Source organism: Peptoniphilus sp. oral taxon 836 str. F0141 (genome assembly GCF_000179335.1).
GTDB lineage: Bacteria > Bacillota > Clostridia > Tissierellales > Peptoniphilaceae > Peptoniphilus_A > Peptoniphilus_A lacrimalis.
The window spans coordinates 22292-48917 of record NZ_AEAA01000101.1 but is presented as its reverse complement, the minus strand read 5'-3'; the positions used below and the strand labels follow the sequence as shown (position 1 = coordinate 48917).

Below are 26626 nucleotides of genomic sequence, written 5' to 3'. Positions count from 1 at the left end.
ATTAGGAGGGTTTATGAGAATTTTAGATATAATAGAAAAGAAAAAATTAGGAGAACAACTTTCAAAGGAAGAAATTTCTTTTTGGATAAAGGGACTTTGTAGTGGAGATATTCCAGATTATCAAACTTCAGCATTACTTATGGCTATTCGCTTGAAGGGAATGAATCAAGAAGAAACGGTTAATCTCTGCCAAGAAATGGTACATAGTGGAGATATTCTTGATTTATCGGAGATAGAAGGTATAAAAGCAGATAAACATTCTACAGGGGGAGTTGGAGATAAAACTTCTCTAGTTTTAGGACCTCTTGTAGCATCTTGTGGTTTAAAAATTGCCAAGATGAGTGGACGTGGTTTGGGTCATACTGGTGGAACTCTAGATAAATTGGAATCTATAAGCGGTTTAAATATATTTTTATCAGAAGATGAATTTAAAAAACAAGTTGCTGAAATTGGTATAGCAATTGTTGGACAAACAGGAGAGCTTGTGCCTGCAGATAAAAAACTTTATGCCCTAAGGGATGTAACGGCAACAGTTGATTCTATTCCCCTGATATCCTCATCAATAATGTCAAAAAAATTAGCTGCGGGTTCAGATACAATTCTTCTCGATGTTAAATATGGCAAGGGTGCTTTTATGCACACTGTGGAAGATGCAAAAAAACTTGCAAAAACTATGATTTCAATAGGCAAAAGTCTTGGTAAAAATACTATGGCGATGATTACAGATATGAATGCTCCTCTTGGAAGAACAATTGGTAATGCTTTAGAAATAAAAGAAGCTGTATTGACATTAAAAGGTCAGGGTGAAGAGTCTTTTACAGAATTTATTATTTCTGCAGCGAAAATTATGTTAATGCAAGGAAAAATCACATCAGATGAAGCAGAAGCTGATAAGATGTTGAGGGAAAATATAAAAAATGGAAAAGCATTTTTAAAATTTAAAGAGATGGTCAGATCTCAAGGTGGAAATGTTGATCAAATTGATGATTTAGACCTCTTGCCTAAATCAAAACATATAGAAGATATGAAATCTAAAGAAGAAGGATATATTTCTAAGATAAATTCAGAAGAGTTAGGGATTCTATCCATGAAACTTGGAGGAGGAAGAAAAAAGAAAGAGGATAAAATTAATTATGCTGTGGGCATAATTATGGATAAAAAAGTTGGAGATTATGTAAAAATTGGGGATAGTTTAGGTCAAATCCACTATGATGATTTATTAGATAAGCAATTAATAGATAGCTTTTACCAAGCTTATGAGTTTTCAAAAAATAAGGTGGAAAAAATTAAGGTTATTGAAGAGATTTTAAAGTAGATAATGTTATTAATTTAATTGATAAGGAATTGATACTTTAGTATAATGTAACAAAAGGAGGTTTTCATGAAAAAATTAATTGTAATTTTTCTTTCCATGTTTTTAATTTTTATTGGTGTATATGCTGATGAAGATATTCAGGTAGTTTTAGAACAACCTGCCGTTTCAAGTGCAAAAAGTGGGGAAAATCTTCTATATAACTTAAATATAAAACTACCTAAAGATTATAAGAAAAAATATGAATCTTTTTCTGTCAGCGTACTTATGGATGGTAATTTAAAAGTACTTTCTACAGATTTAGTGGGAGCAGAAGTAAATCCGGGAAAGATTAATTTAAAAACAACAGAAAACTCTAAAACTTCTCAAAATATTATCAGCTTAAATGTTGATGATATAAGTAAGATTGATAAGGAAAACTTAAGCTTAAAGATCAACACAAAGGTGAGAAAAGAAATCAAATCAGGTGAAAATTTAGAAAATTCCTTTGTTCTTTCCTATCAGGATAGGAAGGGATATACGGGTTCTAGTCAAAAAAATTTGGAATCTTCAACAAAGGCAGGAAATATTGAATTAAAAATTTACGACATCTATGCTAATTCAAAAACAATTAAGGGTAAGTCAGAAAAAAATGCAACTATTGTTCTTTATAAGGGTAAAGATGAGTTAAAAAGAGTTAAAGCTGATAAAGATGGTAACTTTTCTATTGATGTAAATCCTTTTAGTGAAGGTGAAAAAATTAGACTCTATGCCTACTATGAAGATGATAATGTATATGTTGATTATATAATTAAGGGAGTAGATGAGTCTTATAAAACAAAGGATGTAAAAAAGTCCAGCGAAGAAGTAATAAATTCTATTTCAAATATGAAAAAAATAAGCGACTATGTAGCTTTTGCAAAAGGATTGCCAACAGCTAAGGCTACAAAGGAAGAAGAAGCAAGGCTAAAGGCAGCAATAGCTGGTGGAGAATATCTTCAAGTAAAAAAAGTGGTTAAAGATGAAGATATAGGAAAAGTCTTTAATGAACTTCAAGAAGCAATCAAAGGTGTTAGAAAGCCCTATATGGTTGGAAGCGAGGGCAAATTCAATCCTGATAAGGCAATGACTAGAGCTGAAGTTTGTCAAGTTTTAAGTAAAATCATAATGGGCAATAAGACTGTTAGTGATTTTTCATCTTTTAAAGATGTTGATCAAGAAAAATGGTATGCAGGAGCAGTAACTGCAATTGAATCCAGAAAGCTTATTTCAGGATATAGTGACGGGACCTTTAAACCTGAAAAAGAAATAAAAAGATCAGAATTTGCCATGATTATTTATAATTATTTAAAACTTGATGAAAGTTCTGAAAGTGTAAAATTTTCGGATGTTTCCAATAATCATTGGGCAAAAAAAGCTATAGATACCCTAGTGGCTAATAAAATAATGGTAGGTACAGATTCAAAACACTTTAACCCTGATGGCAAGCTTAAAAGATGTCAGGCAGCGGTAATTGTAAATAATATTTTAGATAGAAAAGTAAATAAGGAATTTTTAAATACCTATAGCAAAAATCCTTACAAGGATTTATCAGATAAACACTGGGCATATTATCAAATACTTGAGGTCAGTGGTTTGTAAAAAGTTTATAAAAAAGACTTTTTTGATTTTTATAAATCTTAAAAGTCTTTTTTTATGGAGAAAAGTATATTAATTTTAAAGTATTAATGTTATTAAATAAAATCAGTATAAATCTCCTATAGATATTACCAATAATAAAAAAATATTCACTATAGCTAGCTTTATTATGTGACCCTACTTTTTAAGGAAAATGTGGAAAGATTCATTATTGTTAAAAAAAACTATATAAATTAATGGCTTAATACAAATATTAAAGAAAAAAGTGATGAGCATAATAGATTTACCTATTCTGCAACATCACCTTTTCTAATGTATTAAATATCATACGACCATCAAAATAATATTTTTAAAGTTAATTTTCTAAACTTACTCTTTTTTCTAAATTTCTTTTTTCCATAAATATTATTGATGAAGCTATGGCTATAAGAATCACACCTATAATTTCATTTGTAGAAATTCTTTCTTTCAAAAATATTAGGGAAAATATTGGTGCAAGTATAGGTTTTATAAAAAATACAAGAGATGATATTGCTATTGGATTTTTTTCTACTGCAAAGAAATGACAAGCAAAGCCCATTCCTGTTACAAAAATCGCTATATAAAGTAGTATTAAAATATTATCCTTGTTTATTCCTGAAATTATTGGGATACTTGCAAATTTATCAAGTCCAATTCCCATAAAGAATTCGCTGACAGAAGAGATTCTAGATACTAATACTAATATTAATAGTTCAACACAGCCAAAGAGAAAGGTAAATGATGTTATTGTTGGTGATTTTATAGGTTTATGGGCATTCAATTTTTTGCCTACTAAAGAGTAAAGGGAAAAAGAAAACGCCGATAAAATATTTACAATAAATCCGAACAAGGAACCCTTGAAATTCAAAGGATTTATTAAGACTAAAAATCCTATAAAAGCTATGACTATTCCTATAAAAACATTTTTACTGATTTTTTCTTTGGTAAATAGATGTCCCAAAATCATGGAAAAAAATGTGTTGGAACAGAAAAGTATACCTGCCACATGGGCATCTAAGTAATATACGGATAGGGTGTAGCATGTCATTGCAAAAACTATGCACAAAAGTCCGGTAATAGCAAAGCCTATGTAGTCATCTTTTTTCAGTTTATAATCTGCTTTTTTTAATTCTCTTTTACTTATGGGATATAGGATTAATGCACCTATAAAAAATCTAAGAAGATTTAATTGTATGGGATTAAAAGCCCCTCCAGAAAGTTTAATTGCAACCTCCATACTTGAAAAAAATATGGCGGCTAAAAATACATATATTAAATTCATTATTGCCTCCCTAATCATTATAAGGTTAGTAGTAGACTCATGCAAGTTTTAAAGATAATAAAAAAAACACATTCAAAAGAATGTATTTGTATGGTGGAGGCGGTGAGAGTCGAACTCACGTCCGAAGATTCGTCTGCAAAAAGCTTCTCCGAGTGCAGACTATTTTTAAATTTTCTCCTAGTCTTTTAAATAATCAAAAAAATCGTAGGATATTGTCATAAGTTCCGTCCTGCATTATGACAACTTGTGCAGTGCGGTTCCCCACAAAATTTGATACCTAGATTTTAAAGCGTGGGCACTTTAAGCTAGATAAGCTACCCTTAGGCAGCTAGTGCGAAATTATTTTCGTCGTTTATTTTTATGAACCATTTTAGCGTTGTGTGATTCATCAACGACTCGCTACTTAAGGCTCAGAATCCCCGTCGAAACCATTTTCGCCCCCTTATTTTATTGTAAATTACATTATATAAAATAAGATTTTTTTTGTCAATTATCTTCCTATTTTATCAAGTTTTTTGCTGTGCTTTTTGTAGTATAGATATCCTAAAATTCCACCAAGGGTATTTAAAATTAAGTCATCTATATCTACGCTTCTGCCTATAAAGAATTGTATAAATTCTATAAATATTGATATGGATATGGTCAGATATATAAATTTGGTAAAGTTTTTATATCTATTATAGATTATAGGGATAATATAACCTAAGGGAAGAAATATTAATACATTTCCCAATATATTTATTAGAGAGTGTAAAAATCCTGAATATTTTATATATGATTTTATGGTTCTAAAAGGTATCAAATTCACTCCCCAATTGCCAGCGCTTATCCTATCTTTAAAATTTCCTACAAAATTAAAATGGTCATTTGTAAGGTCTATGCCATGTGATGAGATAAAAGAATTTGGAGTAAATAAAATAATAGCTAAAACTACCAGATAACTTGCCAATAGGCACATGAAAAATTCTCTTTGACCATTAGATTTTTTTCTAAAATCTCTGAAGAAGTGAAGTCTAATCTGTGAAAATCCTATAAAAGTGAGAAGAAAAGCTACTAAACTTCTTGTAAAGAAAAATAAAAATAGTTTCATATATTTTTTAGCTCAGTTAATTTTTTTATCGAATAGGGATTTTCTGCTTTTATATATGGAAAAGTATCTTTAGAGTTTTCATCATAAATACCGACTGTAACAAGACCTGCTTTTTTAGCATTTCTTAAAGCTATTACTGAATCATCTACTAAAATAGCATCCTCGGGTAAAATATTATTTTCTTGGCATATACTCTTAAAGAATTTTGGATCATTTTTTGCATAAGTTTGACTTTCTACCGTATAGATGTTTTCTATATATTTTTTTAGATCATATTTTTCAACAGGTATTTTAGCAAATTCTTTGTTGGTTGAAGTTCCTATTACTACTTTATAAGATTTATATTTGAAATATTCTAAAATATCTATAGCACCATATTTTAATTGCACTTTATTTGAATAAAAATCAACAATTTGTTCTTTAAAGGTATTATAAAGGCTATCATAAGACATATCTAAGTTAAATTTATCTATTAAAAAAGATGTTGAAAGCTTTAGGTTTAAAGTTGTCATATAATCTTCATCTTCTCTTTTTAAAGTAAGACCCATTTTTTTCAAAAAATCTGTTGATAGATTTCTCCAATATCCCATAGAATCTACTAGGGTTCCATCTAAGTCAAATATAATTAGCTTCATAATATCCTCCAATCCCAACGATTATATATAAGTACAAATATTATGTCAATTTATAATAATTAGTTCAGTAATTTGAATGTTTGTCTTATACAAATATTTTTCCTAATATATTATAATATAAAAATGATGATAAATGTATAAAATTAGTTTATATAAGATAAAGCTTTTTAAATAAATTCGTAAAGTGTCCTGATATGATGTAAAATAGAAGAGATTTAATATATAAAATCTTTTATAAGTATTGAGATTTGAGAGGAGTTAAGATGAGTCCATCAAGAGAAGATTATATAAAAAATATTTTTAAAGGAATTGAAAATGCTGGCTTTGCACAAAATAAGGATATTTCTAATTATCTTGAAGTTTCTAAACCTTCTGTTACAGAAATGATTGGAAAATTGAAAGATGATAATTTAGTTTATACTGAAAATTCAAAAATCTATTTAACTGAACAAGGTCTAAAAATTGGAGAAAAATTAATTTCTATTCACAGATTGTGGGAAAAGTTTTTGGAAGAAGTTTTAGATTTTCCAGCAGACCAAGTGCATAATCAAGCTGATTTGTTAGAACATGTGACCTCAGATGAGCTTGTCGAATCTCTTAATAAATATTTAAATTATCCTAAAAATTGTCCTCACGGTAGGATAATTTATATTAATGCTAAGGAAAATATATAGGAGTGGATATTATGAAAGAAACTATTTTAATAACAGGTTCTTCCAGGGGCATAGGTAGAGCTACTGCCCTTAGTTTTTTTGATGAAAACTTAAATATAGTTATTAATTATATAAAAGAAAAAGAAAAGGCAGAAGAAGTAGTAAGTATTCTTAAATCAAGGGGCATAAATTCCATGGCTGTGGGGTGCGATGTTTCTGATTTTGATCAAGTTAAGGATATGTTTAAAACTATTGAAAAAAATTTTGGTGGCGTTGATAAGCTTGTAAATAATGCAGGTATTGCTCCCTTCCCTAAATTATGTCAAGAAGTTGAGGATTCTGAATGGAAAAGAGTTTTTGAAGTCAATGTAGGAGGACAATTTAACACTTGTAGATTGGCTGTTCCTTATATGGTTTCTCAAAAAAGAGGAGCAATTGTTAATTTATCCTCTGTTTGGGGACAAACTGGCGGGTCTATGGAATCCACATATGGGGCAAGTAAGGGCGCAGTTATTGCATATTCAAGAGCTTTAGCAAGGGAACTTGGTCCTTCAAATATTAGGGTTAATGTTGTAGCTCCCGGTTGCATATTAACAGATATGACGGCAATATTGAGTAAAGAAACCCTAGATGGCTTTGCTCAAGAAGTTCCTTTAATGAGAAATGGTAAGGCTGAAGAAGTTGCACAAGTAATTAATTTTCTTTTGTCTTCCAAGGCTTCATATATGTCTGGTCAAGTTTTAGGAGTAAATGGAGGATATTACGATTAAAAAAGTCCCTGCACACAAGGCAGGGAACTTATTTTTTTAAAATTACAATTCTATCATTTTCATTCAATTGGGTTTGACCATTTGGTATTATTATCTCTTTATTATTTCTTACTATCATAACTATTAGGGTAGTTTTATTTATATGCAAATCTTTTATATATTTATTAACCCAAGGATGACCATTTGAAAGTTTTATTTCTTCAAGTTCTTTTCCGCTTTCATCAAAAAACATTTCTCCACCTATTACCAAAGTGTCGCCTTCTTTTATTATCGTATGACCCTTTGGTATTATTGTTTTTCCATCTCTTTCTATTTTTGCAATAATAAGGTCAAAATGAGGATTTATTTCTTTAATTCTTTTATCAACCCATGAACTTCCATTTTTTATTCTTGAAATAATAAAGCCGAAGGGAGATTTTATCTGATAATAATTGAATGTGTTAAGAACTGTATCATTTGGATCAAACATAGAAAGTTTTCTTGTCAGATAGGGCATGAGTGATCCTTGGATTAATGATGAGAATAGACATATTACAAATACTATATGAAATAAATCTATTCCTAAATTTGCTCCGGAGTTTACTGCCATAATGGCAAAAGCAATAGCTGCAGCTCCTCTGATTCCTGCAATTGAAATTAAAAGATTTTGTTTAAATTTTGTTTTAAAAACTTTTAATAGCAGAAAAACGCTTATAGGTCTTGCTATTAAAAGCATAAAAATCATAAGTATAAATCCATAGAAAAGGGAATGAAATATTTTTGTTGGGTCAGACAACAATCCCAATAGGAAGAAAAGTGCAATTTGAACCAGGTTTGTAACTCCATCATAAAAAAACACAACTTCTTTTTTATGGGTAAATTCTTTATTACCTATATATATCCCTAAGATATATAAAGCTAAGTATCCATTTCCACCGATAAAATCACACAGTGAATAAGTTCCCAGCATTACAGCAGCTATAAAAACTGAAAATAATCCATCTTCTGATAATTTTAAAGTTTTTATGATTTTCATAAAAATATAGCCCATTAAAAATCCTAGACCAATGCCAAAAAATATCTGTTTAAAAATTAATAATGGAATGGAAATTTTTTCTTTTAAAATTATAGAAATGAAAACTATTGTTAAAGTATAGGCAGTGGGGTCATTTGAGCCTGATTCTATCTCTAAAAGTGATGCGGTATTATATTTTAAGTTTAAATTTTTTGAAACCAAAATATTTGATACCGATGCATAGTCAGTGGAACCGACAACTGAGCCTAAAAGCATAGCTTGATAAAAATCAAAGCCCAAAAATTTATATGAAAAATATCCTGTTATTATGGATGTAAACACTACTCCTAGGGATGCAAGTGTAATAGCAGGGCCAGCAACGGGTCTAGCCATGGACCAGTTGGTACCGAAACCCCCATAAAACATAATTATCATTAAAGATAAATTTGCAATTTTATCTGCTAAATGATAGTCTTTAAAATTCACCCCGAAAAAATTAAATAATATTCCTAAAGTCAGGAACAAGAGAAGTGCGGGGATTCCAGATTTATTAGAAATCCTAATAGCTATAAGAGCCAATATTAAAATTATGGCAATAAAAAGTAGATGCAACTACAAACCTCCATAAAATTCTAAATTTAACTATATTATACCCGATAAAAGTTTAATAAGGTTAAGAATAGGGATGTTTTTTTAAAATTTTAAGATATCTACTTATTTTTTTAGCAAACTTATTTATTTTGAAAGTTTTATTATAAGCTTATTAATCTCTTCGATTTTTTCATCAATATCTTCTTGGCTTGCTCCGTAAGCATCTCTTAGGCATCCATTTAAGTGAGCACTAAGGACATCTTTATTTATATTTTTTAAAATGGAAATTGAAGCCATGAGCTGATTAGAAATATCAAGGCAATATCTGTTATCTTCCATCATTTTTATAAGACCATCAATTTGACCTCTAACTGTTTTTAATTTTTTTATTTGTACTTCTTTATTTGCTTTCATTTTATACTTGTCAGTTCATATCCTGCTTTTTTAACCACATCTTTAAGGCTTTTTTCAGAAACTTCCTTATCTAAAATAACCCTCGCTTGATTTTTTTCAAGAGAAACTGAAGCTTCTTTTACTCCATCAAGACCTTCAAGAGCCTCTTTAACATGATTTACACAGTGATTACATGACATTCCTTCAATTTTTAATAATTTTTCCATACTATCTTCTCCTTTTTCATTTATATTTTTAAATTCTTGTGAATTTAATTTACTTTTATTATCTTGAGTTTGAAATTTTTTGTCATTATTGTTATCTATAATTCTAGATTTGAATTTATATAATCTAAGGGCATTAGTTACAACAAATACTGATGAAAATGACATGGCAACTGATGCGAACATAGGGTTTAATTTTAATCCTAAAGAATTATATAAAATTCCTGCAGCCAGAGGAATTCCGCATACATTATAGAAGAATGCCCAGAATAAATTCCCTTTAATATTTTTTATAGTTGCTTGAGAAATTTCTATAGCTTTACTTATATCTAATAAATCTTGACTCATCAAAACGACATCAGATGATTCAATAGCCACATCAGTACCTCCTCCAATTGCCATACCAATATCAGCCTTAGCAAGGGCTGGAGCATCGTTTATGCCATCTCCAACCATTAATATCTTTTTACCTTCTTCTTGCAATTTAGATATAATTTTAATTTTATCTTCAGGCATGAGTTCTGCATAAACTTTGTCAATATTAAGTAGCTCTTTAATAGCATTTGCTGTATATATATTATCACCTGTAAGCATAATAATTTTATATCCTAAATCTTTAAGATTTTTTATAGCTTTCTTAGAATTTTTCTTGGGAAGATCTATAAGAGCCACAAGGCCAATAATTTCTTTTTCATCAGAAAAATACATCAGAGTTTTGCCTGATTTTTGAAGTTCTTTAGCTTGTTTTTCATATTTAGAAATATCTATATTTTTTTCTTCCATTAAGGGAAGATTTCCAGCTAAATATTTTTTACCTGAAATTTCTGCTTCAATGCCACGACCTGCTATTGATTTGAAATTTTCGACTTTCAGATCCTTTGTAGGATAATCTTTTTTTAAATCAATTATTGACTTAGAAAGTGGATGCTCAGAATTTTTTTCAAGATTAATTATGAGGTCTAGAAATTTATTTTTATCCATTGAAGTAAAAATTTCAGTAACTTGAGCCTTACCATTTGTTATAGTTCCTGTTTTATCAAGGACAATGGAATCAATTTTATGGAGATTTTCTAAAACTTCAGCATTTTTAAATAGTAGACCTTGCTTTGCACTCATTCCTGTAGCCACCATAATTGATACTGGGGTTGCAAGTCCCAAAGCACAAGGACAAGAAATTACAAGAACAGAAATTGCAAAGTTAAGAGCCTTTTCTACATTTTTATCAATTAAAAACCAAATTATAAAAGTCATAATTGAAATAAATATAACTGTAGGTACAAAAACTCCAGAAATTTTGTCTGCTAATTTTGAAATGGGTGCTTTAGATTGATTAGCAACAGAGACCATAGAAATTATTTTTGAGATTGTTGTATCTTGACCCACTTTTGTAGCTTTAAATTTAAATGGTGAAGACCCATTTATTGTTGCAGAAATAACTCTATCATTAACTTTTTTATAAAGGGGGATTGATTCACCTGTTACTGCAGCTTGGTTTATGGATGTTTGTCCCTCGACTATAATACCATCGCAGGGAATTTTTTCTCCAGCTTTAACTAAAATTATATCTCCAAGCTTTATGTCTTCAACTTTTTTACTTACAATTTCTCCATCAATAACAACATTTGCCATCTTAGGAGCCAAGTCCATAAGAGATTTTATAGAATTTTTTGTTTTGTTTTTAGATTTTTCTTCAAAATATTTTCCTAGTGTTATCAGGGAAAGTATCATCGCTGAAGATTCAAAATATAAATTTTCTCTGTAAGCATCTACAAGAGAAAGATTTGAAGTTCCAAATCCAATAGACATTTTAAAAATAGCATAAATACCATATATTAAAGATGCACTTGCCCCAAGAGCTACAAGAGAATCCATATTTGGAGCAAAATTTTTAAGACCTTTAAAACCTGATATAAAGAAAGTTCTATTAATAAAAATCACAGGTAATGTTAGTAAAAATTGTAAAAATGCAAAAGACATAGCTCCCTTGGTACCTGTTAAGAAATCAGGAAGAGCAAGACCTATCATATGTCCCATAGATACATACATAAGGGCAATTAAAAATCCAAGAGAAAGAAAAAATCTTTTTCTTAAATTTTCTTCCTGACTTATATTTTGATTTGGGATTACTTGAGATTTTTGAGCCTGCAAGTTTGCACCATATCCAATATTACTGACTGCTTTAATAATTTCATCTATATCGGTTTTATCTTTATCAAAATCAACATTCATAGTATTAGTCATAAGACTGACTTCAGCCTTGTTCACACCAGAAATTTTATTTACTGCACGCTCAATATTAGCTGAGCAAGCAGCACAAGTCATGCCGGAAATATCAAATTTTTCTTTCATAACCTTACCTCCTCACACCCTGGGTGGGGTATCTTTATTATAACACTTTAACAAATAAAGTAAAGACTTATTATTCTAAAATAATTTTATTGATATATAATAGATTTATAAATAATTTAAGGGAGCTTATATTATGGAATATATAATAAATAATTATTGCAAGATGAATAAAATTAATATTTGTGATATTAATCTTTTTGTACTTGAACCTCAAAAAGAAAATTTTAAAATTAAAAATTTAATTTTTTATCATGGTTGGTCCAGTTCTGCCGAAAATCAACTTTTTAGAGCAAACATTTTTGCAAGTTTTGGATATAGAGTATTTTTACCAGATGCAATCTTTCACGGTCAAAGGGGTCATATAGATTATGATGATAAAAACACAGGGGCTAAATATTTTGTGCGTGCAATTTCTCAAAACATTAGGGAAAGTAGTCAAATTATCTCATATATAAAAGAAAATTTTAAGGAAAAAGAAATAGGCGTTTCCGGTCATTCTATGGGAGCTATATCTAGTGGGGGTATTTATACTTTAAATAAAGATTTGAATATGGCAATGATTTTTAATGGTATTATTGATTATGATTATATAGTTGACAGGGCGAAAAAATCTATAGTTTCAGAAAATGAAGATAAAGAATTTACTGAAACTTGTGATTTTCTAATAAAAGTTAATCCTATAGCTAATATGGATAAATTAAAAAATAGACCTTTAATTTTATTTAATGGAAATGAAGATAATGTTATAAACCCAGATATTGAAGAAAATGCCTTTAAAAAGCTTTATAAAATTTATGATAATAAAGAATTAATTAAGTTTAAAAGGTTTGAACTTACGACTCATCAATTGACGACACCCATGCTTGAAGAATCGATAAAAATTTTTAAAGATTTGTAAAATTTGGAAAAAAACTTTTCAAATAATGGAATTTGCGTTATAATATTAACAGGGTACTTTACTTCGATTTTATAATAATATCTTAAAATGGCGGCAAAGTTCTCTGTGCTTACATAAAATGATAATATTTAGTATTATCTAAAGATTTAGGGAAGGCATAAAAAATTAAATTATGAAAGGAGTAAAAAAAATGAGGAAAAGTGCTATAATTACAGGAGCGTCAGGGGATATTGGTGGAGCAATTGCTAGAAAATTTGCATCTGAAGGAATTGATTTAGTTCTTCAATATAGAAATGAAGAAAAAATTCAAAATGTTATTGATTCTTTAAAAGACTATGATGTTGAAATTTTGAAAGTTAAAGAAGATATAATAACATATGAAGCTTGTCAAGAACTCGTAAATAAAGCGATGGAAAAATTTGGCAAGATTGATATACTTGTTAATAATGCAGGTAGAATCTTAGATGCTTCCACAGTTAAAATGAGTGAAGAAAATTTCAAAAAAGTAATAGATTTAAATCTAATTTCTGTATTCTACATGACTAAGCTTGTAGGTATTGAAATGTTAAAAAGAGAACAAGGAAAGATTGTATCTTTAGCATCAGTTTCAGGAATTATGGGAACTTATGGACAATGTAACTATGTTGCTTCAAAAGCTGCCGTAATGGGAATGACTAAAACTTGGGCTCGTGAGTTCGGAAGAAAGGGCATCAATGTAAATGCTGTTGCACCAGGTTTTATAGTTAGTCATATGACTGAAGGTCTTGAAGATATGTATGTAAAACAAATCCCTATGAAGAGATTTGGTAAAGTTGATGAAATAGCTAACGGAATTTATTTCTTATGTTCAGACCAAGCAACATATATTCAAGGTCAAACTCTTGTTATTGATGGAGGACTTACATTATAATTAAAGTGTAAAAGATTTGATTTATTTTGAATCGAAAAATAACAGGTGGCTTAAAAGCCACCTTTTAAAATATTAAAAAGGGAGTAAATTATGAATACTAATGAATATCTAGTTAGACCTAAAGAAAAAATTAATTTAGATAAGGTTCCCACTTCTTATCAAGGAAAACTAACAAAGGATCAAGTCTATAAGGAACTTATTCCAGAAAATATAAAAAAGATGAAGGATTTACAAGAAAAGTTATATGCTGAAAACAAGCAAGCACTTTTAATTGTTTTGCAAGCTATGGATGCGGCTGGAAAAGATTCGCTTATAAAAAAAATAATGACTGGTTTAAATCCTCAAGGCACTCATGTTGCTTCCTTTAAAGTTCCAACTTATATGGACTTAGATAGGGATTATTTATATAGGATTCATTCCATGGTCCCAGCAAGAGGTGAAATAGGTATTTTTAACAGAAGTCATTATGAAGATGTTATCGTAACAAGGGTTCATAATTTAGTTGAAGAACAACCACTTCCTGAAAAACTTATAAGTCAAGATATATGGGATAGAAGGTTTGAAGAAATAAACAACTTTGAAGAATACCTATCAGATAATGGAATCAGCGTTGTTAAATTTTACCTTCATATCTCCAAAGACAAACAAAAAGAAAGGCTGATGGAAAGATTGGAGAGACCTGAAAAACATTGGAAATTTTCTAAGAGTGATATCTTAGAAAGACAACATTGGTACAAGTACAGACAGTGTTATGAAGATGTTTTAGAAAAAACATCCACAAAAAAATGCCCCTGGTATGTAGTTCCAGCAGATAGAAAATGGTTTTCTCGTTATCTTGTTTCAACAGTTATACTTGAAAAACTTGAAGCTTTAGACCCCAAATTTCCAAAACTTTCTAAAGATGAAGAAGATAGTTTAGATAAGTGGAAAGAAATTTTGAAGTCAAGTAGGTAGGCTATATGAAAAAAATAATATCAATCTTATTAATTATAATGACTTTAACGGCTTGTAATTTTTCAAATAAAAGCAAATTTATGATGAGTACCGATACAGGAATTACAGACCAAGAAAAGTTACAAACATACCAAGCTATTATTCCAGATTTAAAATTTTATAAGGCTAAAGTTCCTGAAAATGCTATCTCCTATAAATTATCAATTGTAAGGGTAAAAAGCGGGAAAATAGATGAAAAAAACACATCTTCTTTTAGCGGAGATTTTAAATATATAAAAAATTTTTCTAAGAATAGCTTTTCTTTTGCTGGTGGTTTATTGAAAAATGAGTTTATTTTTAGCTTAGGAAATGGAGATATTACAAGTATAAAACCTGATGTCAATGTTGATAAAAAAGAAGCAAGAGCAATATCTTTTAACGAAGAATTTGAAAAGATAGAATTAAATAAAGACTATATACTTATGCAAGTAGACTATTTTCCAGCTTCTAAAGGAACTAAAAGTATAGATGTAAAAACACTTGATGAATTTGAGGGGCAGGCTGACCATGAATATTATTTAATGTGTTTAAAATTTATGGATAAATCTTCAGAATTTAATTAGAATTTTTTTATTACCAATATAAATTTATTATTTCAAAAAAATATTTTATCAAAAAACTGATACCTTACTTATGGGTATCAGTTTTTAGCTAGTTCTTAAAAGTTCTTCAAATTGGTCGATCAATGGGTCGGGCATCACAAAAGTAAAATATCCTCCGCTCTTTGATAAAAATAAAAAGATAAATCCTAAAGATAAGAATTTTTTTAAATTTACATAGACCATTTCATCAGAATAATCTACTATACCTTGATAAAATTCATTAAAAGATTTAAGTTCTTTTTTGTCAAAGCTCATAAGAGTAGCTTTGAAATTTTCTAAAATATTTTTATGTAATTCTTCCTTTATATCATCCATTGATAAATTATCATAATCTACTTGGTGATTTCTAGCCATAACTTCTAAATAAGTATCATTAACTAAATTTAAAATATCTTCAATTTTTCCTGTAGGCAGGGCATCAATTGTTTCGACTTTAAAAAATTCTTTTATAATTTTGCTCAAAAAATTCACCTCACCTACATTATATACTAAATATCCATATATAAAAAGCAAATAAGTGCTCATATAGTTGTTTAAAAAATATTTAAATGTGTTATAATTATTTTGAAGAAAAAGGAGGACGTTGATAAAAATGTCATTAATCGAATCATTGAGTGAAAAATTAAAAGGTAAAAATGTAAAAATTGTATTTCCTGAAGGAAATGACTCAAGAGTTTTAAGAGCAACAATTAGACTTAAAAATGATGGAGTAATTGAACCTATTGTTTTAGGTGATGTAGAAGAAATTAAAAATTTAGCCCATAAAGAAGGGGTTAATCTTTCAGATTTACAAATAGTTGATCCAAAAAAATTTGAAGAATTTGACAAAATGGTTGATGCTTTTGTTCAAAGACGTAAGGGAAAAGCAACTGTTGAACAAGCTAGAGATATTTTAAAAGATCCAAATTATTTTGGAACAATGTATGTTTATATGGGTAAGGCAGATGGAATGGTTTCAGGTGCAAATCACACTACTGCTGAAACAGTAAGACCAGCTCTTCAAATTATTAAAACTAAAGAAGGTATTAAAAGAACAAGCGGAGCTTTTGTTTTACTAAGAGATGACAAAATGTATGTAGCTGCTGACTGTGCAATTAATACAGACCTTGATGAAGAAGGACTTGCGGAAGTTGCAGTTGTTACAGAAGAAACTGCAAGAAAATTCGGACTAGAACCAAGAATTGCTATGCTTTCATTCTCAAGCCACGGTTCAGCAAAGCATGACAGAGTTACATTGGTAGCTAATGCAACAAAACTTGCAAAAGAAAAAAATCCAAATATGTTAATTGATGGGGAATTACAATTTGATGCAGCTTTTGTTAAAGAAGTAGCAGATAAGAAAGTTCCTGATTCACCATTACATGGAAGTGCTAATGTATTCATTTTCCCTAATATTGAAGCAGGAAATATTGGATATAAATTGATTCAAAGATTTGGTGGATATAAGGCAATAGGACCTATACTACAAGGATTAAATAAACCAGTAAATGACCTTTCTCGTGGATGCGTTGAAGATGAAGTTTACGATTTAGCAATAGTTACAGCAGCTGAAGCTTTATAATATTAAAAGAGCAGCTGCTCTTTTACATAATGATATAAATATATGAAACTTTTATATTTTTTACAAGAAGAAAAATATTTAAATATTGGTTTGTTTGATGATTTTAAAGATATTAAAAAATTCATTAAAAAACTTTTAAATATTGAAATTACAACATTTGATGATATTTACAATATAAGTTTTTATAGGGACAGTCTTAAAGATTATGAGGATATTGAGATTAATGGGAATTTAATTCCTATAAGTAAGTATGCCTTTGCCCCATACAATGAAATTTATTTTGGTATAAGTGATTTGACAGATTTATCTTTAAAAGGTAATGGAATAATCGAAGGCTTTAGTGTTATTGAAAATTATGCCATTGATAATAAAGATTTAAAGACATATATTGACCAAAGAGAAAAAGCATTTGAGCGTGTCCAAAAAGCTTTAAAATCTCGTGGATATAAAGTAAATAGAGAACTTCAAGATTCAGAAGATGGCGAAGCTATAACTATTAGCGGTAAAGGAGAAAGGTGGTTTTTTGCTCATTTAGATCCATCTTTTGTTGATAGCTTACCTGAGGATGAAGAAGAATTTGAAAAATTTATAGATGAAGAATTAGAAAATTAAATGTAAAAACAGGTATTGCCGGATGCTTGGTTTTTATTTAATATTTTTCATATAGTAAAAATCTTATAGTTTCATCAATAAATATTATTAAAAAAATGTAGAAAAAATTTAAAATTTCTGATAGTATATTTATACATGGTTAATTGAGGTGATTATGTGAGTTTTTCATCTAATGTCAAGGAAGAACTTTCTAAACTTCCTGTTTCAGGGTATGAAATTGTACTTGCTGAGCTGAGTGGCCTTGTACCCATGTGTGGTATTCTAAGTTATAATAATGGTAAAATTTTCTTGGAATTTAATACGGAAAATCCATCCTTAACAAGAAGAGTTTTTACTTTTTTGAGGAGATATTTCGATTTTAATTGCGAAGTTAGAAATGTTAAGTCTAAGCAGTTAAAAAAAAATCTTTATACAATAAGTCTTGATGAGAACTCTTCCAAGGTTTTATTAGATGAGATTAAATTTTTAAAAGGTGAAAACGTATTTACTAGAAATTACAAACCTTTGAATTTAACACAGGACGTATTGGGTAAAAAAGCTTATATAAGAGGTTCTTTTTTAGGAGCAGGTATTGTTGTAGACCCCAAAAAAAGTTATCATTTAGAATTTGTATGTAATAATTTAGAACATGCACAATTTTTAAGAGATAACATAAATTATTTTAATTTGGGAGCAAAAATTGTCACTCGAAAGGACAATCTGATTATTTACTTGAAGGATGCTCAGAGTATAAGTGATATATTAAGTCTTATGGGGGCTCATAATTCTCTTTTGGATTTTGAGAACACAAGAGTCATAAAAGACATGAGAAACAATGTGAATAGAATTGTAAATTGTGAATCTTACAATATTAATAAAATTGTTAAAACATCCTATAATCAAGTTCAAAATATATTATATATAAAAGAACACTTAGGTCTTGACAAGATTTCAGATGATTTAAGAGAAATTTGTCTTATAAGACTAAAACACAGAGATATATCTTTAGGGGAAATTGGTAAAATGTTGAAACCGCCCCTATCTAAATCCACTATAAATTATAGATTTAAAAAGATTAACAACATAGCAAATAAATTAAGGGGTGATTTAAATGACTAATAAATCCATCACTTTGACAAATGAAGATGGACTTCATGCAAGAGCGGCTGCACTTTTTGTAAGAGAAGCTAACAAATTTTCCTCTGAGATAAGCTTGGAAGCACATGAAGAAAAAGTCAACGGAAAGAGTATAATTGGCATTATGTCTTTAGGAGCTTTTAAAGGTGAAAAAGTAACTATTTATGCTGATGGCAGCGATGAAAAAGAGGCTGTGGATACCTTATATAAATTAATTGGAAATGAGTTTGCAAAAATTTAAAGGAAAAATTTATTATATTTTTTGTTTTAAAATATTTTAATTGAGGAGGGATTTATGTCAAATTTTATTCATTTACATGTGCATAGTGAATATTCCCTTCTAGATGCTTCTACTAAAATAGAAGAAATTCCCGTAAGAGCAAAAGAGTTAGGAATGAAAGCTGTAGCTCTTACTGATCATGGCAATATGTATGGGGCGATTGATTTTTATAAAGCTTGTAAAAAAGTTGGTGTAAAACCAATAATTGGTTGCGAGATATATGTTAGCCAAAAGTCCTTATATTTAAAAGATAGGACTAATGAAAGATATCATCTAGTTTTACTTGCAGAGAATAATCAAGGTTTAAAAAACTTGATGAAGATTGTATCAATTGCTTTTGTAGACGGATATTATTACAAACCTAGAGTCGATTTAGATGTTTTGAAAAAATATTCAAAGGGAATCATTGCCACTTCAGCTTGCCTAGCCGGAGAGGTACAAAGATTAATTCAAAGAAGAGATTATGATGAGGCTAAAAAAGCAGCTCTAAGATATAGGGATATTTTTGGCAAAGATAATTTCTTTTTAGAACTTCAGGACCACGGAATTCCTGAACAAAAAAGAGTTAACAGAGAACTTAATAGACTTTCAAAAGAAACGGGCATAAGTCTAAGCTGTTCAAATGATGTGCATTATCTAAAAAAAGAGGATGCAAAAGCTACTGATGTTCTTTTGTGCATACAGACAGGAGCCAAAATTAAAGATGAAAAAAGAATGAAGTTTCCAACAGAGGAATTTTATTTAAAGTCTGCTGAAGAAATGGAAAATATTTTTTCTGATAATTTGGATGCTATAAATAACACAGGGATTATAGCAGATAGATGCAATGTTGATTTTGAATTTGGGCATTATCATCTTCCAGAATTTAAAGTGCCAAGTGGTTATACCAATGAATCCTATTTAGAAAAGCTTGCAAAAGAAGGTCTTAATAAAAGATACAAAGTTATTGATAAAAAAATTAAAGATAGATTTAATATGGAGTTTCAAACAATTACACAAATGGGCTTTGTGGACTATTTTTTAATTGTTTGGGACTTCATTAACTATGTGAAAAAAAACAATATTCAGGTTGGACCTGGAAGAGGTTCTGCAGCAGGTTCAATAATTTCTTATGGTCTTGGTATTATTGATATTGACCCCTTAAAATTTGATTTACTTTTTGAAAGATTTTTAAATAAAGAAAGAGTATCAATGCCTGATATTGATATTGACTTTTGCTATGAAAGACGTGAAGAAGTTATTGATTATGTTTGTGAAAAATATGGCGACGAAAGAGTAGCTCAAATTGTAACTTTTGGAACGATGCAATCACGTCAGGCTATTCGTGATGTCGGAAGAGTTTTAGATATTGCTTATTCTAGAGTTGATTATATTGCAAAACAGGTGCCTCATGCACTTAAGATGACTTTAGATAAGGCTCTTGATATTTCAGAATCTTTTAAAGAACTTTATGAAAAAGACAAGGAAGCTAGAAATTTAATTGATATTGCAAAAAGAATTGAAGGTCTTCCTCGTCACACATCAACTCATGCTGCAGGAGTAGTAATTTCAAAAAATCCTCTGACAGATTATGTACCACTAACTCGTAATGACCAAATTATTGCTACCCAGTTTAATATGATTCAGCTTGAAGAGTTGGGACTTCTTAAGATGGACTTTTTAGGTCTAAGAACTCTAACTGTCTTAAGGGATGCAATTTCACTGGTATATGATAATTATAAAGTAAAAATTGACTTTTCTGAATTTACCTATGATGATGAGAAGGTTTTAAAAATGTTTGCTAAAGCTGAAACCTTAGGTGTATTTCAGTTTGAATCTTCTGGCATGAGATTGTTCTTAAAGGAATTAAAACCTGATGCTTTTTCAGATCTTGTTGCGGCTAATGCACTCTTTAGACCGGGACCTATGAAACAGATTCCTAAGTTTATTGAATCTAAGCACGATAAAAGTAAAATTTCTTATATTCATCCAATTTTAGAGCCTATATTAAAAGATACTTACGGTTGCATCGTTTATCAGGAACAGGTTATGCAGATAGTTCAGATTGTTGGCGGATATTCTTTGGGACGAGCAGACATAGTAAGGCGTGCAATTTCCAAGAAAAAAATGGCTGTCATGGAAGAAGAAAGAAAGAATTTCATCTATGGAAATGAAAAAGACAATGTATGTGGGGCTATAAGAAATGGAGTGGATGAAAAATCTGCCAATGAAATTTATGATTTAATTATTGACTTTGCTGATTATGCCTTTAACAAATCTCACTCAGTTGCTTATTCTGTTATAGCTTATAGGAGTGCATGGATTAAATACTATTATCCAAGGGAATTTATGGCAGCACAAATTTCAACATATACATCTGATATTAAGCAGGTAAGCCTTTATATAGAAGAATTAAAAAGATTAGGTATTGGACTTTTGCCTCCAAATGTGAATTATTCACAAAAAAATTTCACCGTTGAAGGTAAAAAAATTCGTTTTGGACTTAAGGCAGTAAAAAATGTTGGAGAAAATTTAATTGAAGCAATAGTCCAAGCACGAGATAAATTAGGAAATTTTACAAGTCTTTGGGATTTTGTAGATAAGGTTCAAAAAGTTAGTGCTCAAGTCCTAAATAAAAAAGCTTTGGAATCTTTAATTAGGTGTGGAACTTTAGATGACTTTAATGGAAATAGAGCACAGTATTTGGCAGTATATGAAAAAGTTATGGAGAATAATCAAAAATCCATAAGAAACAACATTAGAGGTCAAGTTACTTTGTTTGGAAATTTAAATAAGTCTGAAGATCTACCAAATTTAAAAGATTTTTCATTAAGGGATAAGCTCAACATGGAAAAAGAAGTTATAGGTATTTATGTTTCCGGTCATCCCTTAGATGACTATAGACCTGCACTTATAAGTTTTTCTAACACCAATACAGGAGAAATTTTTGAGTCTTATAACAGCTCTTCTTTAATTCAAAATAAAGATATAAGAATTGCAGGACTATTAAAAAACAAAAAGACCATGATTACAAAAACTAATAAGGTAATGGCTTTTGCATCTTTGGAAGATTTATTTGGAACAATAGAGTTAATAATTTTTCCCAAAACTTATTCCCAATATAAAAATTTAATTGAAGATGGAAAAGTTCTTGCCATTATGGGACATATTTCTTCATCTGATGTAGAGGATCCAAAAATAATAGTTGATAGTTTGATACAGATACAAGAACCCAGTGACAAGAAATTATATATATCCATAAAATCTATGGCGGATAAAAATATTTTAGTGGGTATAAAAGAAGTGTTAAAGTCATATAGAGGAAATGTTCCTGTCATTTTTTATGACGAAAGTCAAAAGAAAACTTATGGAACCGATATGTCTATATGGATTAACGAAAAAGAATTTGAAAATATTAAGCTTGAGCTTTTAGTATATTTAAATGAGAATCCAAATAAAATTATTTTAAAGTAGGTAAAATTATGAATATAGCAATATTAACAAGTGGCGGAGATGCACCTGGAATGAATCCCTTAATTAGGGCTGTAGTAAGAAGTGGAATATATTATGGACACAAAGTTTATGGTATAGAATCGGGCTACCAAGGACTAATTGAAGGCAAAGTTATAGAGCTTAATGAATCATCTGTTGGAGATGTTATTCAAAAAGGCGGAACTTTTTTAGGTACATCAAGAAGTCCATCTTTCCAAGAGCAAGATGGTTTTAATAAAGCAATAAATGTTTTAGATATTTTTAATATTGATGTTTTAATAGTCTGTGGAGGAGATGGATCTTTAAAAGGAGCATTAAAATTAAAAAATGCTGGAATAAAAGTCATGGGAATTCCTGCTTCCATAGATAACGACTTAGCTTACACAGATTATACAATAGGTTTTATGACATGCCTTGAAACTCTTTGCGATTTGATTTCAAAAATTAGGGATACAACAGAATCCCACGGAAGAGCAAATGTAGTTGAGGTTATGGGTAGAAATTGCGGAAATATAGCTCTCTATGCAGGTTTGGCTGGTGGAGCAGAAAATATTTTAGTTCCAGAATGCCCGACAGATATTGATGAGATTGCAAAAAAAGCCATCCTTGGCAAAAATCGTGGCAAAAGGCACCATATTATTTTAATATCAGAAGCTATGGGTAGCCCTTATGAATTTGCCGATAAATTCCAATCTTTAACAGGAATTGACACAAAAGTTACAATTCCCGGTTATATTCAAAGAGGGGGAAGTCCTTGCGTATTTGATAGAATTTTAGCATCGCAAATGGGATTTAGGGCAATAGAAGAAATAAATAAAAATAATTTTAATCTTGCTATTGGAACAAGGAAAGAAACAATAATTACAAGAAATCTTGAGGAAATTTTTAGCGAAGAAAGTAAATTTTCCTACAACTTGTTGAATATACTAAAGATAATTTCAATATAGGAGCAGTTATGAGAAGAACAAAAATTGTAGCCACAATTGGCCCGGCATGTGATGATTTAGAAACCTTAAGAGAGATTTTTCTAAAAGGTGTTGATGTTGCAAGACTTAATTTTTCTCATGGAAATCATGAGGAACATAGAAAAAGAATAGAAAAAATAAAAAAATTAAGAGAAGAACTAAAGATTCCTATAGCTATAATGCTTGATACAAAGGGACCAGAAATTAGACTTTTAGACTTTAAGGATAATAAAAAAGTTAACCTAAAAGCAGAAGAAACTTTTATATTAACTACAAGAGAAGTTCTTGCAGATGATAAAATAGCATCAGTTTCATATAAAAATTTACCTAGAGATATAAAAGTTGGAGCAAAAATTTTAATTGATGATGGTCTTGTTGGTTTAAAAGTTCAAAAAATCTCAGGTGAAGATATATACACTGTTGTAGAAAATGGAGGAGAAATATCCTCTCATAAGGGTGTAAATGTACCTGACACAAACTTATCTATAGAAGCTTTGACAGAATCTGATATCGAGGATTTAAAATTTGGTGTAGAGATGGGAGTAGATTTTATTGCTGCATCTTTTGTAAGAACAAAGGAAGATATATACAACATAAGAAAAGTTTTAGAAGAAGCTGGAGATTTTTCAACTTTAATTATTTCAAAAATAGAGTCAAAATCTGCAATGGATAATATTGATGAGATTATTGATGCAAGTGATGGAATAATGGTAGCAAGAGGAGATTTAGGAGTAGAGATAGAAACAGAAGAGGTTCCTATTGCACAAAAACAAATAATAAAAAAATGCAATTTAAAGGGAAAAGCAGTAATAACTGCAACGCAAATGCTTGATTCTATGATGAGAAATCCAAGACCTACAAGGGCTGAAGCCAATGATGTTTCTAATGCAGTCCTTGATGGAACAAGTGCTGTTATGCTTTCAGGCGAAACTGCAGGAGGTTCTTTTCCAGTACAAGCCGTAGAAACCATGAGAAAAATTGTAGAAGTAACAGAAAAATCTATGGATTTTTCTCAAATTTTACAGAGAAAAATAGAAGAAATTTCTAACACTACAACAAATGCAATTGGTAAATCAACTTGTCAAATGGCAAGAGATTTAGGAGTTAAATTAATTTTAACAGCAACAACAAGCGGTAATACATCTCGTGCCATATCAAAATTTAGACCTGAATGTTTAATTCTTGCAGCAACTCCCGATACCAAGGTAAGACGTCAACTAAATCTTGAATGGGGAGTCAAATCAATTCTACTCGATAATTATGAAGATATAGATCTTATGATTTCAGAAGCTATAGAGGAAGCAAAAAAAGAAAATTATCTTTCTTCTGGTGACAAGGTTATAGTGACTGCTGGTGTTCCTGTTGGTCTATCAGGTTCTACAAATTTAATAAAAATTGAAAATATAGAAGAAATAATTGCAAGGGGAACAGGACTCGGAAATGGGAAAATAACCGCTAAAGCCATAGTAGTTAACGAACTTAATGATCTGGTAAATTTCTTTAAAAATGGAAATATTATTGTAAGTAAATTTACAAATAAAGAAATGATGCCTTATATAAAAAGAGCAGGCGGATTGGTAACAGAAAAAGCTGGATACACATCTCATGGAGCAGTTGTTGGAGTTAGTTTAGCAATTCCCACAATAGTAGGAGCAAAAAATATAACAGAAAAAATAAAAACAGGAGATATAATAAGCATTAATTCAACAGACGGCACAATAAGTCAAGGAAACAGTCATTAGAATAGGAGCTTTGAAATATTTTGTGTATAGAAATTCCTCTTGATAAGATAATAATCAGGAGGAATTTTTATGCCAAGAAAAAGACCATAAACAAGAAGAATCAAAACATCAAAATGTTAATCGAAAATTATTAGCCATAAACAGTAAAAGATTTACAAGAAGATTTAAATGATTTTTTAGGAGAAACAATGAAGCAAGTGCTTAAATCAGAACTGTAAGAGCATTTAGACTATGATTATGATGAATATCTCCTATCATTAAACACTAGAAACGCTTCAAATAAAAATTTTTTAAAAACATTTTTGTAAAACCATCGGACTTATATAACGTATAGGAAGAAAAGAAATTTGATGGCATTTTATCTAATCTACCTTACGTTCCAGCTCCTCAAAATATTAATGTGCCAATTTGTGGAGGCGATGGAGAAAACGGATTTGAAATAGTCGATAGGATAATAAAAAGATATGATAAATATTTATCTAAAGGAGGATATGCATATATGGTTTTAGAATGTATTGGAAGTGATACACAACCATATATAATTGACGTATTTAATAAATATAGGACTAAAGGGATGCTTAATATTAGAGTTATCACAGCGATTCCAGTTAATAAGCAAATAGATTATTATATAAATTTAATATTGTATTTATCAGATGAAGAATACAGGACAAGTTTTTGAAAAAAGTTTGAAAGAATTTTCAGAGAAAATAACGCTACAAAAATGTATTCTGTTGTAATTGAATATATTAATAATGGCTTTCTATTAACCATTAATAGAATAGATACAGATAACATATCATTTAATAAAAAATATAGATTTAATGAAAGTATTAAGTTTGATAAAATTAAATTAGATTATACTAAAATAATGGTTGATAATGAGCTGGTTTTAGATATTAACGAAAAAATATTTGAAAATATCAAAAAAAAATGATAGTATAAGAGTGATACTTACTGATGTAAAACCTGAGAAGTATAACGAGTATATGATGATATTTTCTATTTTAAACGGAAGTAAAATTTTAACTTTTGAAGGAGAGTGATTTACATATGAATTTAGCGGATCCAAAAGATATTACCGTTAAAATAGTTTTATTGATACCGATTATTTTAACATTATTTTCTTCATATATGATAGATAAGACAAATGGAAATATTATAGCAGGATTTAATACTATGGAAGAAGACAAGAAAGAACAGCTAATAAAAAAGGGATATCTATCTAAAGTCAAAAAAATGACTTTTATAATGAGTATACCTTTAGTGATTGCCTTTTTGTCTAATTTTTTTGTTAAGAATATTAAGATTTATAATGATATTCTTATGGGAGCATGGGGGGTGTTTGGAATAATTACGATTTTAGGAATTGTAGTTGTTAATTATTCTGTAAGAAAATAATTCCTAGAAGCTTTGAAATATTTTGTGTATAGAAACCTACTGATTATAGTAGAGAAAACTAATCAGTAGGAATTTTTATGCCAAGAAAAAGACCATAAACTAGAATAAGCAAAACATCAAAATTTTAATCGAAAATTATTAGCC

The 26626-nt window shown here is 29.5% G+C and carries 24 protein-coding genes and 1 other RNA gene; 17 read left to right on the top strand and 8 right to left on the bottom strand.

Annotated features, from left to right (window positions below; translation table 11 throughout):
• The first annotated feature begins 13 nt into the window (after positions 1-13).
• Positions 14-1315 (top strand): pyrimidine-nucleoside phosphorylase, encoded by a 1302-nt coding sequence (locus tag HMPREF9131_RS05445; RefSeq protein ID WP_009345846.1) that lies wholly within the window; start codon positions 14-16, stop codon positions 1313-1315.
• A gap of 66 nt (positions 1316-1381) precedes the next feature.
• Positions 1382-2932, top strand: a complete 1551-nt coding sequence (locus HMPREF9131_RS05440) for an S-layer homology domain-containing protein (RefSeq protein ID WP_009345814.1) — start codon at positions 1382-1384, stop codon at positions 2930-2932.
• 352 nt (positions 2933-3284) lie between these two features.
• Here HMPREF9131_RS05440 and HMPREF9131_RS05435 read toward each other — a convergent pair whose 3' ends face one another.
• The 4 genes from HMPREF9131_RS05435 to HMPREF9131_RS05425 all read right to left on the bottom strand — a co-directional run bounded on the left by HMPREF9131_RS05435 (position 3285) and on the right by HMPREF9131_RS05425 (position 5957).
• On the bottom strand, positions 3285-4232 hold the full coding sequence (locus HMPREF9131_RS05435) for a DMT family transporter (protein ID WP_009345822.1): 948 nt from the start codon (positions 4230-4232) through the stop codon (positions 3285-3287).
• Positions 4233-4323: 91 nt separating this feature from the next.
• Positions 4324-4674: a transfer-messenger RNA gene (gene ssrA, locus HMPREF9131_RS08265) on the bottom strand.
• A 48-nt stretch (positions 4675-4722) separates the two neighbouring features.
• Entirely contained in the window at positions 4723-5322 is a 600-nt protein-coding gene (locus tag HMPREF9131_RS05430; protein ID WP_009345825.1) for a VanZ family protein, read from the bottom strand.
• Positions 5319-5957, bottom strand: coding sequence for an HAD family phosphatase (locus tag HMPREF9131_RS05425; RefSeq protein WP_009345850.1), 639 nt, complete (start codon positions 5955-5957; stop codon positions 5319-5321). Before HMPREF9131_RS05425 ends, HMPREF9131_RS05430 begins: the two co-directional genes overlap by 4 nt.
• A gap of 263 nt (positions 5958-6220) precedes the next feature.
• Between HMPREF9131_RS05425 and HMPREF9131_RS05420 the strand changes: the two genes are divergently transcribed.
• Positions 6221-6631, top strand: a complete 411-nt coding sequence (locus HMPREF9131_RS05420; protein ID WP_009345819.1) for a metal-dependent transcriptional regulator — start codon at positions 6221-6223, stop codon at positions 6629-6631.
• An 11-nt stretch (positions 6632-6642) separates the two neighbouring features.
• A complete protein-coding gene (locus HMPREF9131_RS05415) occupies positions 6643-7380 on the top strand; it encodes an SDR family NAD(P)-dependent oxidoreductase (RefSeq protein WP_004825716.1) in 738 nt (245 codons plus the stop codon).
• A 28-nt stretch (positions 7381-7408) separates the two neighbouring features.
• Here the strand turns inward: HMPREF9131_RS05415 and HMPREF9131_RS05410 are convergent, their stop codons facing one another.
• The 3 genes from HMPREF9131_RS05410 to HMPREF9131_RS05400 form a co-directional block, all read right to left on the bottom strand.
• Positions 7409-8986, bottom strand: coding sequence for a potassium/proton antiporter (locus HMPREF9131_RS05410; RefSeq protein ID WP_009345842.1), 1578 nt, complete (start codon positions 8984-8986; stop codon positions 7409-7411).
• Positions 8987-9109: 123 nt separating this feature from the next.
• Positions 9110-9379, bottom strand: coding sequence for a metal-sensing transcriptional repressor (locus tag HMPREF9131_RS05405; protein WP_004825692.1), 270 nt, complete (start codon positions 9377-9379; stop codon positions 9110-9112).
• Positions 9376-11931 (bottom strand): heavy metal translocating P-type ATPase, encoded by a 2556-nt coding sequence (locus tag HMPREF9131_RS05400; RefSeq protein WP_009345811.1) that lies wholly within the window; start codon positions 11929-11931, stop codon positions 9376-9378. Before HMPREF9131_RS05400 ends, HMPREF9131_RS05405 begins: the two co-directional genes overlap by 4 nt.
• 133 nt (positions 11932-12064) lie before the next feature.
• Between HMPREF9131_RS05400 and HMPREF9131_RS05395 the strand changes: the two genes are divergently transcribed.
• From HMPREF9131_RS05395 to HMPREF9131_RS05380, 4 genes are all read left to right on the top strand, one after another.
• Positions 12065-12829, top strand: a complete 765-nt coding sequence (locus HMPREF9131_RS05395; RefSeq protein WP_009345858.1) for a serine aminopeptidase domain-containing protein — start codon at positions 12065-12067, stop codon at positions 12827-12829.
• 190 nt (positions 12830-13019) lie between these two features.
• Entirely contained in the window at positions 13020-13739 is a 720-nt protein-coding gene (locus tag HMPREF9131_RS05390) for an SDR family oxidoreductase (RefSeq protein ID WP_009345812.1), read from the top strand.
• A 90-nt stretch (positions 13740-13829) separates the two neighbouring features.
• Positions 13830-14693, top strand: coding sequence for a polyphosphate kinase 2 family protein (locus HMPREF9131_RS05385; protein ID WP_009345857.1), 864 nt, complete (start codon positions 13830-13832; stop codon positions 14691-14693).
• Positions 14694-14698: 5 nt separating this feature from the next.
• The gene (locus tag HMPREF9131_RS05380) at positions 14699-15295 is read left to right on the top strand and encodes a hypothetical protein (protein ID WP_009345820.1); all 597 of its coding nucleotides are present in this window, start codon (positions 14699-14701) and stop codon (positions 15293-15295) included.
• Between the two features lie 84 nt (positions 15296-15379).
• On the opposite strand, the gene HMPREF9131_RS05375 is transcribed toward HMPREF9131_RS05380, so the two are convergent.
• Positions 15380-15805 (bottom strand): hypothetical protein, encoded by a 426-nt coding sequence (locus HMPREF9131_RS05375; protein ID WP_232202590.1) that lies wholly within the window; start codon positions 15803-15805, stop codon positions 15380-15382.
• Positions 15806-15926: 121 nt separating this feature from the next.
• On the opposite strand from HMPREF9131_RS05375, the gene pta reads away from it, so the two are divergent.
• The 9 genes from pta (at position 15927) to HMPREF9131_RS05325 (ending at position 26482) form a co-directional block, all read left to right on the top strand.
• Positions 15927-16895, top strand: coding sequence for a phosphate acetyltransferase (gene pta / locus HMPREF9131_RS05370; protein WP_009345855.1), 969 nt, complete (start codon positions 15927-15929; stop codon positions 16893-16895).
• Between the two features lie 42 nt (positions 16896-16937).
• Positions 16938-17507 (top strand): hypothetical protein, encoded by a 570-nt coding sequence (locus HMPREF9131_RS05365; protein ID WP_009345806.1) that lies wholly within the window; start codon positions 16938-16940, stop codon positions 17505-17507.
• A 156-nt stretch (positions 17508-17663) separates the two neighbouring features.
• Entirely contained in the window at positions 17664-18605 is a 942-nt protein-coding gene (whiA, locus tag HMPREF9131_RS05360; protein ID WP_009345808.1) for a DNA-binding protein WhiA, read from the top strand.
• Positions 18598-18864 (top strand): HPr family phosphocarrier protein, encoded by a 267-nt coding sequence (locus tag HMPREF9131_RS05355; RefSeq protein WP_004825121.1) that lies wholly within the window; start codon positions 18598-18600, stop codon positions 18862-18864. The genes whiA and HMPREF9131_RS05355 overlap by 8 nt, the downstream gene beginning before the upstream one ends.
• Positions 18865-18918: 54 nt before the next feature.
• The gene (locus HMPREF9131_RS05350) at positions 18919-22356 is read left to right on the top strand and encodes a DNA polymerase III subunit alpha (RefSeq protein WP_009345864.1); all 3438 of its coding nucleotides are present in this window, start codon (positions 18919-18921) and stop codon (positions 22354-22356) included.
• Between the two features lie 8 nt (positions 22357-22364).
• On the top strand, positions 22365-23321 hold the full coding sequence (locus HMPREF9131_RS05345) for an ATP-dependent 6-phosphofructokinase (protein ID WP_009345824.1): 957 nt from the start codon (positions 22365-22367) through the stop codon (positions 23319-23321).
• An 8-nt stretch (positions 23322-23329) separates the two neighbouring features.
• Positions 23330-25081 carry a pyruvate kinase gene (gene pyk, locus HMPREF9131_RS05340; protein ID WP_009345807.1) on the top strand — a complete coding sequence of 584 codons (1752 nt, stop codon included), beginning with the start codon at positions 23330-23332 and terminating at the stop codon, positions 25079-25081.
• Positions 25082-25580: 499 nt separating this feature from the next.
• The gene (locus tag HMPREF9131_RS05335) at positions 25581-25763 is read left to right on the top strand and encodes a hypothetical protein (protein WP_036744444.1); all 183 of its coding nucleotides are present in this window, start codon (positions 25581-25583) and stop codon (positions 25761-25763) included.
• A 371-nt stretch (positions 25764-26134) separates the two neighbouring features.
• Complete coding sequence (locus HMPREF9131_RS05325) at positions 26135-26482, top strand: DUF3784 domain-containing protein (RefSeq protein WP_009345821.1); 348 nt, start codon at positions 26135-26137, stop codon at positions 26480-26482.
• Positions 26483-26626: the final 144 nt, after the last annotated feature.